General features: G+C 73.6%; 13 protein-coding genes. 12 read left to right on the top strand and 1 reads right to left on the bottom strand.

Going from position 1 to position 13,608, the window contains the following annotated elements; genetic code table 11:
- Window positions 1–28 precede the first annotated feature (28 nt).
- The 3 genes from ACFPM7_RS24150 to ACFPM7_RS24140 are packed head-to-tail and all read left to right on the top strand — an operon-like array spanning window position 29 to window position 3,441.
- On the top strand, window positions 29–799 hold the full coding sequence (locus tag ACFPM7_RS24150) for an SAM-dependent methyltransferase (RefSeq protein ID WP_378250215.1): 771 nt from the start codon (window positions 29–31) through the stop codon (window positions 797–799).
- On the top strand, window positions 780–2,882 hold the full coding sequence (locus ACFPM7_RS24145) for a diguanylate cyclase domain-containing protein (protein ID WP_378250041.1): 2,103 nt from the start codon (window positions 780–782) through the stop codon (window positions 2,880–2,882). The genes ACFPM7_RS24150 and ACFPM7_RS24145 overlap by 20 nt, the downstream gene beginning before the upstream one ends.
- A gap of 49 nt (window positions 2,883–2,931) precedes the next feature.
- On the top strand, window positions 2,932–3,441 hold the full coding sequence (locus ACFPM7_RS24140) for a hypothetical protein (RefSeq protein ID WP_378250040.1): 510 nt from the start codon (window positions 2,932–2,934) through the stop codon (window positions 3,439–3,441).
- Here ACFPM7_RS24140 and ACFPM7_RS24135 read toward each other — a convergent pair.
- Window positions 3,398–4,165 (bottom strand): GNAT family N-acetyltransferase, encoded by a 768-nt coding sequence (locus tag ACFPM7_RS24135; protein WP_378250038.1) that lies wholly within the window; start codon window positions 4,163–4,165, stop codon window positions 3,398–3,400. The genes ACFPM7_RS24140 and ACFPM7_RS24135 overlap by 44 nt on opposite strands.
- A 36-nt stretch (window positions 4,166–4,201) precedes the next feature.
- Between ACFPM7_RS24135 and ACFPM7_RS24130 the strand changes: the two genes are divergently transcribed.
- From ACFPM7_RS24130 to ACFPM7_RS24090, 9 genes are all read left to right on the top strand, one after another.
- Window positions 4,202–5,047 (top strand): SGNH/GDSL hydrolase family protein, encoded by an 846-nt coding sequence (locus ACFPM7_RS24130; RefSeq protein ID WP_378250037.1) that lies wholly within the window; start codon window positions 4,202–4,204, stop codon window positions 5,045–5,047.
- Window positions 5,048–5,121: 74 nt separating this feature from the next.
- Complete coding sequence (locus ACFPM7_RS24125) at window positions 5,122–5,979, top strand: SGNH/GDSL hydrolase family protein (protein WP_378250036.1); 858 nt, start codon at window positions 5,122–5,124, stop codon at window positions 5,977–5,979.
- 59 nt (window positions 5,980–6,038) lie between these two features.
- Window positions 6,039–7,502 carry a PucR family transcriptional regulator gene (locus ACFPM7_RS24120; protein ID WP_378250035.1) on the top strand — a complete coding sequence of 488 codons (1,464 nt, stop codon included), beginning with the start codon at window positions 6,039–6,041 and terminating at the stop codon, window positions 7,500–7,502.
- Between the two features lie 146 nt (window positions 7,503–7,648).
- A complete protein-coding gene (gene ald, locus ACFPM7_RS24115; protein ID WP_378250034.1) occupies window positions 7,649–8,764 on the top strand; it encodes an alanine dehydrogenase in 1,116 nt (371 codons plus the stop codon).
- A gap of 245 nt (window positions 8,765–9,009) precedes the next feature.
- On the top strand, window positions 9,010–9,180 hold the full coding sequence (locus ACFPM7_RS24110) for a hypothetical protein (RefSeq protein ID WP_378250033.1): 171 nt from the start codon (window positions 9,010–9,012) through the stop codon (window positions 9,178–9,180).
- Window positions 9,180–9,485, top strand: coding sequence for a hypothetical protein (locus tag ACFPM7_RS24105; protein WP_378250032.1), 306 nt, complete (start codon window positions 9,180–9,182; stop codon window positions 9,483–9,485). Before ACFPM7_RS24110 ends, ACFPM7_RS24105 begins: the two co-directional genes overlap by 1 nt.
- Window positions 9,486–9,564: 79 nt before the next feature.
- Window positions 9,565–10,722 (top strand): ABC transporter ATP-binding protein, encoded by a 1,158-nt coding sequence (locus tag ACFPM7_RS24100; RefSeq protein WP_378250031.1) that lies wholly within the window; start codon window positions 9,565–9,567, stop codon window positions 10,720–10,722.
- The gene (locus tag ACFPM7_RS24095) at window positions 10,722–11,627 is read left to right on the top strand and encodes a hypothetical protein (protein ID WP_378250030.1); all 906 of its coding nucleotides are present in this window, start codon (window positions 10,722–10,724) and stop codon (window positions 11,625–11,627) included. The genes ACFPM7_RS24100 and ACFPM7_RS24095 overlap by 1 nt, the downstream gene beginning before the upstream one ends.
- Window positions 11,628–11,681: 54 nt before the next feature.
- Window positions 11,682–13,608 (top strand): ABC transporter ATP-binding protein (locus tag ACFPM7_RS24090; RefSeq protein ID WP_378250028.1); only part of this gene is annotated, 1,927 nt, incomplete at its 3' end.

The following is a 13,608-nucleotide window of genomic DNA, read 5'->3' as shown; positions in this document are numbered from 1 at the left end:
GACCGGATGGGTTCCCGAGGGCATCGACATGGAGCGGCCCAGCGCCGCCCGGCTCTACGACTACCTGCTGGGCGGCGGGCACAACTTCGCCCACGACCGCGAGCTGGCCCACCGCTTCCTCCGCGCGCAGCCGCACGCCCGCGAGATCGCCAGGCACAACCGCTCGTTCCTGCGCCGCGCCGTGCTGCACATGGCGGCCGCGGGCGTCCGCCAGTTCCTCGACCTCGGCTCCGGCATCCCGACCGTGGGCAACGTGCACGAGATCGCCCAGCGCGCCGCCCCCGACGCCCGGGTCGTCTACGTCGACTACGAGGAAGTCGCCTACGCGCACTCGAGGCTGATGCTGGCTGACAACCCGGGCGCCACGATCGTGCAGGCCGACCTGACCAGGCCGACCGACATCCTCGACCACCCCGAGACCCGCTCGCTGCTGGACTTCACCCAGCCGCTGGGCCTGCTCATGGTCGGGGTCTTCCACTTCGTGCCGCCCGAGCGCGACCCCGCGGGCATCGTCGCCACGTACCGCGACGCAGCCGCCGCGGGCAGCATGCTGGCGTTCTCGCAGTTCACCCGCGACCTGATGCCCGAGGAGATGGACCGGGTCGTGCAGGTGATGAGTTCCAGCCGCGACCCGATGTACCCGCGCACGCACGCGGAGATCACCGGGCTGTTCGCGGGCTTCGACATCGAGGAGCCGGGCATCGTGCCGACGGCGCTGTGGCGCCCGGAGGCCGGGATGGACGACGGCACCGACCCGGCGATGGCGGGAATCTATGCGGGTGTCGGCCGCAAGCGCTGAGTCCGGCGCGAGCGCGCGCCGGGGCCGCGAGGAGCGGGTCCGCGCCTGGCTGCGGGTGATCGCCGCGACCGTGTACGTGCCGCACGGCGCCGAGGAGATCGCCGAGTTCCTCAACGGCAGGCTCGACCTGCTCGCCGCGGCCATCGATGACCCCAGCTTCGACCCCGAGGTCGGCGCGGTCGTCGGCGCGCAGCTGGTCGAGTACGGCCTGACCGGCGAGGACACGCTGCGCCGCACGGTGGCGCTGCTGGTGGAGGAGATGCTCTCGGTCGGCGCCGACGGCGAGCGGGTCGCGCGGCTGTGCGCGGCGCTGGCCTGCGGCTACTCCGACGCGCTGCGCCGCCGCACGCTGGAGCAGCAGGAGAACATGAAGCTGGCGCTGCTCAGCGCCAAGCAGCGCGCCGACCGGGACCGGCGGGCCAGCGAGGACCGCTTCCGCGGCGTGTTCAGCAACGCCGCCATCGGCATCGCCGTCACCGACCCGGACGGGCGGTTCCTGGAGGTCAACCCGGCGCTGCTGGAGATCCTGGCGTGCACGCGGGCGGACCTGGAGGGACGCGCCATCGGCGAGTTCGTCTCCACCGAGGAGCCCGACCAGCAGTCGCTGATCGGCCTGCTCGACCGCCGCCCGGACCGGCGCAGGCTGGTCCGCTGGAACGGCGAGGCGGCGCGGGTGTACCTGTCGACCTCGGTGGTCCGCGAGGCGGGCGAGCCGCTGTACCAGGTGGTCGTGGTGCAGGACCTCAGCGAGGTGGAGCTGCTGCAGGGCAGGCTCAGCCACCAGCTGCTGCACGACGCGCTGACCGGGCTGGCCAACCGCGTGCACTTCCACTCCCGCCTGGAGACCGCGCACGGGCAGTGCGGGCCCACCGACACCCTCACCCTGCTGTGCCTGGACCTCGACGCCTTCGGGATGGTCAACAACACCCACGGCCACGCCGTCGGCGACCGGCTGCTGAGCGTGGTCGCCGAACGGCTCAAGCGCCTCTTCGCCGACGAGTCCGCCACCGTGGCCCGCGTCGGCGGCGACGAGTTCGCCGTGCTGGTCCGCGACGGCTCCGACACCCCGTCGGTGCCGGAGCTGGTCGAGGCCGTGCAGGCCGAGCTGGGCGAACCCGAGTACCACGGCCAGACCGGCATCGCGGTGGGCGCCACGATCGGCGTGGTCAGGGCGAGGCGGGCCGAGATGACCGGCGTGGAGCTCTTCCGCGCCGCCGAGGCCGCGCTGCGCCGGGCCAGGGCGACCGGCGGGCGCCAGTGGGCCGAGCACGACGAGCGCCTGGACAAGCGCGCTCGCGTCGTCGGCCGGGCCGCGACGGGCCTGCCGGGGTCGTGGGAGAACGGCGACCTGGTCGTGGCCTACGCGCCGGTCGCGCGGCTGCGCGACCAGCGCACCGTCCGGGTGCGCGCCCTGCCGCACGTGCCCGGCGCGCGCAGGCTCACCGGCACCCCCACGGTGGTGGAGCTGGCCGAGCTGACCGGCCTGTCCGCGGCGCTGGGCCCGTGGCTGCTCGGCGACGTCGGGCCGAGGCTGCCGGTGTGGTGGCGGCTGTTCGCCCAGGCGGCGGGCGAGGGCCGCCCGGTGCACCGGGTGCTGCTGACCCCGCTGCAATCGGCCGACGAGAACCTGGCGGGCGCGGTCACCCGGGCCGTCGCCGAGTCCGGTCTGGCCCCGGGCCTGCTGGAGATCGGCCTGGACACCGGCGCGGTGCTCGCCAGCCGCGGCGACGCCCAGGACAACCTGCGCACCCTGACCGACATCGGCGTCGCCACCGCCCTGCACGGCTTCTCCGGCGGCCCGCGCGAGGTCGCCGCCGTCGAGCGCTACTCCGTCGGCACGGTCCTGCTCAGCGACCCCTTCGACGGCTGGCGCCCGGACTGGCTGCCCGCCGACGCGGTCCCGGTGGCCGCGACCCGCGACCTGGTGGACCGCCTCAGCGCCCTGGACGTCGAGGTCGGCGTGCTGGGCGTGCGCGACGCCGCGGAGGCGTCCTGGTGGTCGGGCGCGGGCGTGCACACCGGCGAGGGCCCGGCCTTCGGCGAGCCGACCGGCCTCGAAGAGGTCGTGTCAGCCGCCAAGTGAATGATTCACCCCGTACCGATCTCCCCGAGCGGCGTCGGCCTGTTGCAGGATGGGGGACGTGGACCCGACCCCCGAGGACCCCGACCCGCAGCGGGACGCCCGGCTGATCGCCGCCGCGGCGACCGCCCTGTCGGCCATGCGCGCAGGCCACGACGACGGCGCCCTCGGCGCGGTGGCCGAGGCCGTCGACGCCGCCCCCAACAGCCACTCCCGCGCCCGCGAGCTGATGCTGCTGCTGTTCAGCGAGTGCAGCACGATGGTCTCCGCCCTGGGCTCCGGCGGCACCGCCCCGGTCAAGATGCAGGTCTTCGACGACGAGGGCCGCGAGGTCCCCATCGACGAGGCCGACCCCCCGGTGCGCACCGCGGTGCGCACCCTGCTGGCCGAGGTGCACGGCGACACCGACGCCGCCGAGGCCCAGATCGAGATCGCCCTCTCCAGCGCCGGCCCCGAGGAGATGGCCCTGCTGGTCGCCCAGGCCCTGCGCTGGACCCTGCGCCTGTCCGAGGAGTGCGTCAACCGCGACCTCCCGGTGCCGGAGTGGATCCTGGCGTCCTAGGCCGTCGCCACGCGAGGCGCTCGTGCAGGGCGAACCCGGCGGCGCGCAGGTTGGCCGCGCTCGCCGATCCCGCCGCCGCCGTCGCCACGGCCAGGGTCGCGCCCGCCTCGGCGGCCAGGTGCAGTCGATGGCGCAGCAGCCGCGTCTGCGCTCCCCGACCGCGATGCTCGCGCAGGGTCGACGCGCCGCCCAACACCGCGACGTCCCCGTGCAGCGACATCGCCGCCGCCGCGATCGGCGAGCCCGCGCGCATGAGGAACAAGCCGCGCACCGTCGCGAGCCGGTGCTCGGCGCGGATGAACGCCGCCACCGGCCCGTCGACCTCGTACCCGGCGAGCAGCACGTCGGCGAACGAACCGTCCGCGGCCACCACATCGGACTCGGGCGCTGTCGAGGCAGGCACCGGCGCGATGGCCAGTGGCCGCTGCCCCACCCGCGTGAACCCCGCGCCGGACAGCGCCGCGCCGCCGAGGCCGACGGGCACGACCAGGGTCGGCGCGACCGTGCCCCACACCGGCGCGTCCGCGAGCCGGATCGCCTCGGGCAGCGTGTCCGGGCCCACCCCGGAGACGCTCGACAGGAAGCCCAGCGCGGGGTCCTCGGCCAGCACGGCCAGCACCCCGACGTGCTCCCAGACCCGGAACCGGCCGGGAGCCGCCGCGCACGCCCAGGCCGCTCTGCGGTGCAGCGCGACCTCCGCCGCCCGTACCTCCACTGAGGACATTTGACCCACACCCCCCGTCCGGGTGACGATCGCGGCATGTCGCGCACGATCCGGGCCACCCTGCTGGCGCTGCTGCTCGCGCTCACCGCCGCCCCCGCGTCGGCCGCGCCCGCCCGCCACTATGTCGCCCTCGGCGACTCCTACGCCTCCGGACCCGGCATCCCCGCCCAGACCGGCCACCCCGCGGGCTGCGGGCGCTCCACCACCAACTACCCCGGCATCCTCGCCCGCTGGGTCCGCTTCACCTCGGTCACCGACGTCACCTGCGGCGGCGCGACCACCGAGGACATGTGGGCCGCCCAGCCCGTGCAAGGCGGCTCCAACCCGCCCCAGCTCGACGCCGTCACCCGCGAGAGCACCCTGGTCACCCTCACCATCGGCGGCAACGACATCGGCTTCGGCGAGATCCTGGCCACCTGCGGCAGGCTCGGCGCCACCGACCCCACCGGCTCGCCCTGCGCGGACTTCTACGGCGACAAGCTCGCCGACCGCATCGACGCCGTCGAAGAGGAAGTCGCCGCCGTGCTCGCCGAGATCCACCGCCGCGCCCCCAAGGCCGAGGTCGTCCTCGTCGGCTATCTGCGCATCCTGCCCGCCCGCACCGGCTGCTGGCCCGCCGTCCCGTTCGCCGCGGGCGACACCGCCTTCTTCGACGGCACCCAGCGCCTGCTGAACGAGACCCTGGCCCGCGTCGCCAAGGCAGGCGAGGCCACCTTCGCCGACCCCTACCCGATCTCCACCGGCCACGACGCCTGCGCCGCGCCGCAGCGCCGCTGGGTGGAGCCGCTGCGACCGGCGTCCCCGGCCGCCCCCATCCACCCCAACGCGCGCGGCATGGCCGTCACCGCCGCCGTCACACTGGTGAGCACCCTCTTCGACTGATCCATTGACAGTGACCTGGCGCACACAGCAGAGTCGGCTTGCCGGAAAGTAACCAACTCCCTGCGAGGCACCGAATGCCGCGGACCCTGCTCGCCGCCGCCCTGCTCACCCCCCTGCTCGCCGCCGCCCTGGCCACCCCGGCCGCCGCGGCCCCGTCCATCGACCGCTACGTGGCCATGGGCGACTCCTTCGCCGCAGTCGGCACCCTCACCGACGTCCGCCCCGCACCCCTCGGCTGCGCCCGCGCCACCGACAACTACCCCTCGGGCGTCGCCGCCCGGATCAACCCCGCGCAGTTCGTGGACGTCTCCTGCGGCGGCGCCCAGGTCAGGGACCTGTCCTCGCCCCAGGACGTCGCCTTCGGCCCCAACCCGGCCCAGTACGAGGCCCTCACCGCGGGCACCGACCTGGTCACCGTCACCATCGGCGGCAACGACGTCGGCTTCGGCGAGATCATCTCGACCTGCGCGCGGCTGAGCTTCTCCGACCCGCTGGGCTCCCCCTGCAAGCGCCACTTCACCAGCGGCGGCACCGACGTCCTCGGCGAGCGCATCGCCGCGCTCGGCCCGCAGATCACCGAGGTCGTCGCCCAGATCCGCGCACGGTCCCCGCAGGCCCAGGTCATCGTCGTCGGCTACCTGCGCATCCTGCCGCCGCGCGGGGGCTGCTGGCCGGTCGTGCCGTTCGCCTTCGGCGACGTCCCCCACTTCGCGGCCGTGCAGGACAACCTCAACGCCACCATCGGCAGGCACGCCACCGCCGCCGGGGCGACGTTCGTCAACCCGGGGGTCACCACCGGCCACGACGTCTGCAAGTCCGCGGACGTCAAGTGGGTCGAGGGCCTGATCCCCACCTCGCTGTCAGTGCCCGTGCACCCCAACGCGCGCGGGCAGGCCCACGTCGCCGCCATCACCGCCGACGCGGTCGGCTGACGCGCCGTACTCTCTGGCGACACCGTCGGAGGGCGAAGGACGATGATCGGCAAAGGAAAATGATCACCGTGCGCGGCGTGGTCGACCGGGTCGGCCCGACCCTGCTGCGCGCGGCGGTCCCCGGGGAACGCCAGGTCTGCGACGTCGTCATCGCCGAGCCCGGCCGCCCGACCGCCCCCGGCGACCTCGTCCTGGGCGTGTCGGTGGCCGACCCGGTCGACCTCGTCCGCGGCTGCGCCGAGGCCGCCGCCGTCCTGCTCAAACCGCCGCACGCCTCCCGCCAGGCCGTGCGCACCGCCGCCGAGCGCGCCGGTGTGGCCCTCGTCGAGGTCCACACCGGCACCTCGTGGGCCCAGCTCGTCTGGCTGCTGCGCTCGGTGCTCGACGCCGCCGCCGACGAGTCCGACGCCTCCCCGGAGTTCGGCGACCTGTTCCGCCTCGCCGACGCCGCCGCCGCCGTGGTCGACGCGCCGGTCACCATCGAGGACGCCAACTCCCGCGTGCTCGCCTACTCCGCGCGCCAGGACCGCACCGACCCCGCGCGCGTCTCCACGATCATGGGCCGCCGCGTGCCCGACGACGTGCTGGCCCGCTTCCGCTCCCGCGGCGTCTTCCGCGAGCTCAGCCGCGGCCGCACCGCGATCTTCGTGCCCGCCCAGAAGGACGGCACCCTCCCGCGGCTGATCGTGCCCATCCGCATGGGCGGGGAGCTGCTGGGCTCCATGTGGGCGGTCGTGCCCGGCCCGGTCCCCGACGAGCGCTCCGCCGCCTTCGCCGACGCCGCGCCCGTGGTCGCCCTGCACCTGCTGCGCCGCCGCGCCCGCGAGGACGCCGAGCGCCGCCGCAGCGCCGAACTCGTCCGCTCCGCCCTGGAGGGCACCGGCAGCGGACGCCTCGCCGCCGCCGAACTCGACCTCGCCGACCTGCCGCACCGCGTCGTCGCCGTCGACGTCCCCGCGGGCGAGGGCGGCAGGCTGGCCCTGCTCGAACGCCTCACCGAGGGCATCGGCCGACGCCCGGCCGTCGCCGACCTGCACGGCCTGCTCTACGCCGTCGTCCCCGACACCGAGGGCTGGCCCGCCCTGCGCGGCGCGCTGCCCGACGGCGTCCTGGTCGCCGCGGGCTCCCCGGTCGAGGTCGCCGAGCTGGCCCGCTCCCGCGCCGAGGCCGACGAGGCCCTCGCCCTGCTGCGCGCCGGGCTGGTCCCCGGCCCGGTCGCCGTGCACGACGAGGTGTGGGCGGTGCTGGTGCTGCACCGCGCCGCCGTCGCCGCGGGCCCGGTCGCCGAGGTCGGCCCGCTGGCCCGCCTGCGCGCCGCCGACGACGGCTGGCACGTCGACACCCTCTACGAGTGGCTGCGCCACCCCGGCGACCCGCGCGCGGCCGCCGCGGCCCTGCGCATCCACCCCAACACCCTGCGGTACCGCATGGGCAAGGTGTCCGAACTCGTCGGCGCGGACCTGGCCGACCCGGACGTCCGGCTGGCCCTGCTGGTGCAGCTCATCACCGTGAAATGGCGCTGACACCAGCCTGACACCTGAGGGGCTCGGACTGTGCCCGCAGCACTACGGAAGTGTCGAGTTCTCGTTCCCGAAGTACGATGACACTCACTCTTTGTTGAGCGACCGTGGTGGAGGACACCCGTCTGGAGCAGAGAGGATTGAGCCCGGTGAAGATCGCCGTTCCCCGCGAGATCAAGAACCACGAGTACCGCGTGGCCCTCACCCCGGCGGGTGCCCACGAGCTGACCTCCCGAGGCCACGAAGTGGTCGTGGAGGCCGAGGCGGGCGCCGGTTCCGCCATCGCCGACGAGGAGTACCTGGCCGCGGGCGCCAAGATCCTGCCCACCGCCGAGGACGTGTGGGCCGAGGGCGACCTCGTGCTCAAGGTCAAGGAGCCCATCGCCGAGGAGTACCCGAGGCTGCGCGCGGGCCAGACCCTCTTCACCTACCTGCACCTGGCCGCCGACGAGCCGCTGACCAGGGCGCTCATGGACTCCGGCACCACCGCCATCGCGTACGAGACGGTGCAGACCGCCAACGGCGCGCTGCCGCTGCTGGCCCCGATGTCCGAGGTCGCCGGCCGCCTCGCCCCGCAGGTCGGCGCGTTCGCGCTGATGCGCCCCTCCGGCGGGCGCGGCGTGCTGCCCGGCGGCGTGCCGGGCGTGCCGCCCGCGCGCGTCGTGGTGATCGGCGGCGGCGTCGCGGGCGTCAACGCCGCCACGATCGCCCTCGGCCTGGGCGCCGAGGTGCACGTCCTGGACACCAATGTGGACCGCCTGCGCCAGATCGACTTCCAGTTCAACGGCCGCGTCCGCACCGTGGCCTCCAACCGCTACGCCGTCGAGGCCGCAGCCCGCGAGGCCGACCTGGTCATCGGCGCGGTCCTGGTCCCCGGCGCGAAGGCCCCCAAGCTGATCTCCAACGCGCTGGTCGCGCAGATGAAGCCCGGCTCCGTGCTGGTCGACATCGCCATCGACCAGGGCGGCTGCTTCGAGGACTCGCGCGCCACCACCCACGCCGACCCGACCTACCGGGTGCACGACTCGGTCTTCTACTGCGTGGCGAACATGCCCGGCGCGGTGCCGCGCACCTCCACGTTCGCGCTGACCAACGTCACCCTCCCGTACGCCGTCGCGCTGGCGGACAAGGGCTGGAACGCCGCCCTGAACAGCGACCACGCCCTGGCGCTGGGCCTGAACACCCACGCGGGCGCGCTGACCAACGGCCCGGTCGCGCAGGCGCACGGCCTGACGCACACCCCGCTGGAGTCGGCGCTGCTGTAGGCAGACGCGAAAGGGCGGCCCGCTCAACCAGCCTGGGGGTCACTGGGAGCGGGCCGCCAAGTACAGCTTAGGCACAAACAGACCGCAGCGCCGCATCGGGGTCGGTTTTCGCCGAAGATTAGTTCTCCACCGGGTCGGCCCCCATCGGGTGAGAAGTTCGGCGCGCGGGTGAATTCACCCTGCTGCCGCTACGGATCGGCCCCTTCGCGACCGATACACCGACGGTGACGGAACCTCGGTGGAACTTGGGTTGCCGCGATCCCTTCGGCCGCGACCGCGCGGTCACCGTGCTGGTCGAGGCCGGGCTGGTGGTCCTGGTGCCGCCGCCGGGCGCCTCCGCGGTGCTCTCCGCGCAGCAGTCCCGGTCCCTGGCCGCGCTGCTGGACGAGGCGGCCTGCCAGGTCGGAAAGCCCTGATGGCGGGCGAGGCGGACATGCGCGCCGAGGTGATGCACCGCCTCGCGATGCTCGACGACGCCGCCGACCACGCCGACGAGCGCACCCTGCTGCCGCTGGCGCGCAGCGAGATCAGCAGGCTGGTCGACGGCTGGCGGCTGCTGCTGACAGTGCACCAGCCCGACCACGACAGCCGCTGCCAGGCCTGCCCCTCCGGCCTGCGCGCCCGGCGCTGGCCCTGCCAGGTGTGGCGCATGGCCCACGACCACCTGATCGGCGAAGGCCCGAGCCGGGCGCGCGGGCGCTTCCGCCGCCGCCGCGGCTGAACTCGCTGGTCTCCCCGCGCCACGCCCGGCCCATGCGGCAAGATGACCGCCACTACACGCCTGGCGATCGGGAGGGCCCGTGCAGGACGGCAGCGGCCGCATCGTGGTGCAGAACCTGACGAAGAACTTCGGCGCGGTGGCCGCGGTGCAGAACCTGAGCTTCCAGGTGGAGCCGGGCTCGGTGACCGGCTTCCTCGGACCCAACGGCGCCGGCAAGACCACGACCCTGCGGATGTTGCTGGGCCTGGTCCGGCCCACCGCGGGCTTCGCGACGATCAACGGCCAGCCGTTCTCCGGCCTGGGCAACCCGGGCCGCGTGGTCGGCGCCGTGCTGGAGGCCCAGGGCTTCCACCCGAAGCGCTCGGCCATCAACCACCTGCGCGTCTACTGCTCGGCCATGGGCATCCAGGACCGCCGCGCCGAGGAGGTGCTGGGCCTGGTCGGCCTCGCCGCGACCGCGACCCGCGACGTCGGCGGCTTCTCCCTCGGCATGAAGCAGCGCCTGGCGCTGGCCACGGCGCTGCTGGGCGACCCGCAGGTGCTGGTGCTCGACGAGCCCGCCAACGGCCTGGACCCGGAGGGCATCGCCTGGCTGCGCCAGTTCCTGCGCTCCTTCGCCGCGTCCGGGCGCACGGTGCTGATCTCCAGCCACCTGCTGGCCGAGGTCGAGCAGACCATCGACCAGGTGGTCATCATCAGCCGCGGCCAGACGATGTACTACGGGATGCTGGACGACCTGCGCCGCTCGCAGCAGTCGCGGGTCATCGTGCAGCCCGCGGACGTGAACGCGCTGGTCACGGCGCTGCAGGAAGGCGGGATCAGCGGCATCCAGCCGACCGGGGACGGCAAGGTCGCCGTCACCGGCGCCACCGTGCAGCAGGTCGGCGACGTGGCCGCGAAGGCCGGGGTCGCGCTGTACGGGGTGCAGGAGGAGAAGGCCGACCTTGAGCAGCTGTTCTTCCGGCTGACCAGCGGCCAGTACGCCGCTCCCGGCATCGTGCATTACGGCGCGCCGCCGCCGCAGGGCTTCGGCCCTCCGCCGGGGTACCAGCAGTCGGGCTATCACCAGCAGCCGAACTACAACCAGCCCTCCGGCTACCACCAGCCGGTGCAGGGCTACCAACAGCCGCCCGGCTATCAGCAGCCGCCTTCCGGCTACCAGCCCGGATACGACCCGTCCCCCTACCAGGCGCCCCAGGCGCCGGAGCCGACCAAGGAGCAGGGGGGCAACTCCTGATGGGCGCGCTGATCAACGCGGAGTTCCGCAAGATCCTCACCACCAAGCTGTGGTGGGCGCTGATGATCCCGGCGTTCCTGCTGGCCTTCGGCTGGGCGTGGGGCACATCGGCGCTCACGACCGAGCTGATCAGCGAGCTGAGCGACGAGCCGCTGATCCAGGACACGAACGTGCCGATCGATGAGTTCTCCTGGTCGGTCATCGCGCTCTCGCGCAGCATCAACTTCGCCTCGATCTTCCCGATGATCTTCGGCGCGCTGGGCCTGGCCAGCGAGCTGCACCGCAAGACCATCACCACGACGTTCCTCACCGCGGCCTCGCGCACGAACGTCCTGGGCGCCAAGGCGATCGCGTACACCCTGTGGGGCATGGTCTACGGCCTGGTCATCGGCCTCGGCGTCAGCCTGGGCGTGCTGGCCGGGTCGGACTCGAACCTGCTGCCCGAGGGCGGCCAGTGGTTCATCATCCTCGTCGCGGGTGTGCTGATGTGCGCGCTGTGGACGCTGCTGGGCCTGGGTGTCGGCGCGCTGCTGGGCTCCCCGGTCGGCACGCTGGTGCTGCTGCTGATCTACGCGCTGATCGTCGGCCCGTTCGGCGAGGTGCTGCTGCTGGCGATGACCAACGCCGAGTACCTGCCCGGCTTCTTCCCCAACGGCTCGGCCAACGGCATGACGGGCTCGACGGCGGCGGCGCTGTTGTTCGACCAGGTGCAGACGATGGTGCTGGACGCGGGCGGCGGCGTCGCCTCCCAGGACGACCGCGACGCCTTCGAGCAGGGCGTGCGCGTCATCGCGGGCGCCCCCGGGGCGTTCTCGCCGTGGGTGAGCGGCCTGGTGTTCGCCGCCTGGTCGCTGGTCCTGCTGGGCCTGGGCATGCTGAGGAACGCCAACCGCGACATCACCTGAGTTGTCCACAGGCAGCGAATCGGCCCCGGCACCCGCCGGGGCCGTTTGCCTACTGTGGGACAGGTGGACAACCCAGGCTGGATCAGGAGGCTGTGGGGCGCGTGCTGGCGCCACCGCGGCCTCGTCGTGCTCTCGGTGCTCGCCTCGGTCATCGGGGTGGGCTTCGTGGCCCTCAGCCCGCTGCTGGTCAAGGCGGTCGTCGATGACGCGGTGGACGGCTCGACGCAGCGGCTGTGGTGGCTCGTCGGCGGCTTGGCCGCGCTGGCGCTGCTGAGCTTCGGCAGCGCGTTCGTCCGCCGGTACCTGGGCGGCAGGCTCGCCTTGGACGTGCAGCACGACCTGCGCCAGGCGGTGTTCGGCGCCGTCCAGCGCCTCGACGGCGGCAAGCAGGACGCGCTGCGCACCGGTCAGGTGGTGTCGCGCTCGATCACCGACCTGCAACTGGTGCAGGGCCTGCTGATGATGGTGCCGCTGTCCATCGGCACGGTGGTCTTCGCCGCGGTGGCCCTGGCCTCGATGGTGTGGCTGTCCCCCCTGCTGACCCTGATCGCCCTGGTGGTCTTCCCGGCCGTGGTGTGGATCGCGGCCCGCATGCGCCGCACCCTGTTCCCGGCGACCTGGTCGGCCCAGCAGCGCGCGGCCGACGTCGCCCAGCACGTCGAGGAGACGGTGACGGGCGTCCGCGTGGTCAAGGGCTTCGGCCGCGAGTCCCGCGAGGTCGCGAACCTGCGGGAGAGCGCCCGCCTCCTGTTCGCCGAGCGCATGCGCGCCGCCAGGCTGACCTCCCGCCCCGCCGCGTCCCTGGTGGCACTGCCCATCGCGGGCCAGGTGGCCGTCCTGGCCTTCGGCGGCCTGATGGCCCTGCGCGGCGAGATCACCCTGGGCACCTTCCTGGCCTTCGCAGGCTACGTCGCCAACCTCGTCGGCCCCGCCCGCCTCCTGGCGGGCCTGGTCGTCAACGCCCAACTGGCCCGCGCGGGCGTAGAACGCGTCTACGAGCTGATCGACTCCCAACCCGACGTCACCGACTCCCCCGACGCCACAGCCGTCCCCGACGGCCCCCTCTCCGTCACCCTCACCAACGCCACCTTCGGCTACACCCGCAGCGACCCGGTCCTCAACGACCTCACCCTCACCGTCGCCCCAGGCGAGACCCTGGCCCTGGTGGGCACAGCGGGCTCCGGCAAGTCCACCGTCTCCCTCCTGCTCCCCCGCTTCTACGACACCCACTCCGGCACCGTCGAGGTGGGCGGCGTCAACGTCCGCGACCTCACCCTCGCCTCCCTGCGCAGCACCGTCGGCGTCGTCTTCGAGGAGGCCTTCCTCTTCTCCGACACCATCGCCGCCAACATCGCCTACGGCCGCCCCACCGCCACCCCCGACGACATCCACGCCGCCGCCAAAGCCGCCCAAGCCCACGACTTCATCGAAGCCCTCCCCCAGGGCTACGACACCCCAGTGGGCGAACGAGGCCTCACCCTCTCCGGCGGCCAACGCCAACGCATAGCCCTCGCCCGTGCCCTCCTGACCAACCCCCGAATCCTCATCCTCGACGACGCCACCTCCGCCATCGACCCCCAAACCGAATCCGCCATCCACGAAACCCTCAAAGAGGTAACCGCCACCCGAACCACCATCCTCATCGCCCACCGCCCCTCCACCCTCACCCTCGCCACCCGCATAGCCGTCCTGGACAACGGCCGCCTGGTAGCCCAAGGCACCCACACCCACCTAACCCAAACCTCCCCCCTCTACCGCTCCCTCCTCGCCACCCCCACTTCCGCTCCCACCTCACCTCTTCCCCTCGCCACCCCCGCTTCCGCTCCCACCTCACCTCTTCCCCTCGCCACCCCCGCTTCCGCTCCCACCTCACCTCTTCCCCTCCCCACTCCTCCCCCCGATCCCACTTCCACCCTCCCCACCCCTGCTCCCAGTCCCACTTCCACCTCCGCACCTCTCGCATCCGCTCCTCCCACCCCCA

The sequence above is a fragment of the Actinokineospora guangxiensis genome (assembly GCF_042657845.1).
Taxonomy (GTDB): domain Bacteria; phylum Actinomycetota; class Actinomycetes; order Mycobacteriales; family Pseudonocardiaceae; genus Actinokineospora; species Actinokineospora guangxiensis.
This window is presented reverse-complemented; position numbering and strand designations above follow the sequence as displayed.

Excerpts from the sequence above, each read along its gene's own strand:
- ACFPM7_RS24120 (WP_378250035.1), top strand. The coding sequence starts at position 6,039 with ATGATCACCGTGCGCGGCGTGGTCGACCGGGTCGGCCCGACCCTGCTG.
- ACFPM7_RS24140 (WP_378250040.1), top strand. The coding sequence starts at position 2,932 with ATGGGGGACGTGGACCCGACCCCCGAGGACCCCGACCCGCAGCGGGAC.
- ACFPM7_RS24130 (WP_378250037.1), top strand. The coding sequence starts at position 4,202 with ATGTCGCGCACGATCCGGGCCACCCTGCTGGCGCTGCTGCTCGCGCTC.
- ACFPM7_RS24105 (WP_378250032.1), top strand. The coding sequence starts at position 9,180 with ATGGCGGGCGAGGCGGACATGCGCGCCGAGGTGATGCACCGCCTCGCG.
- ACFPM7_RS24135 (WP_378250038.1), bottom strand. The coding sequence starts at position 4,165 with ATGTCCTCAGTGGAGGTACGGGCGGCGGAGGTCGCGCTGCACCGCAGA.
- ACFPM7_RS24150 (WP_378250215.1), top strand. The coding sequence starts at position 29 with ATGGAGCGGCCCAGCGCCGCCCGGCTCTACGACTACCTGCTGGGCGGC.
- ACFPM7_RS24125 (WP_378250036.1), top strand. The coding sequence starts at position 5,122 with ATGCCGCGGACCCTGCTCGCCGCCGCCCTGCTCACCCCCCTGCTCGCC.
- ACFPM7_RS24095 (WP_378250030.1), top strand. The coding sequence starts at position 10,722 with ATGGGCGCGCTGATCAACGCGGAGTTCCGCAAGATCCTCACCACCAAG.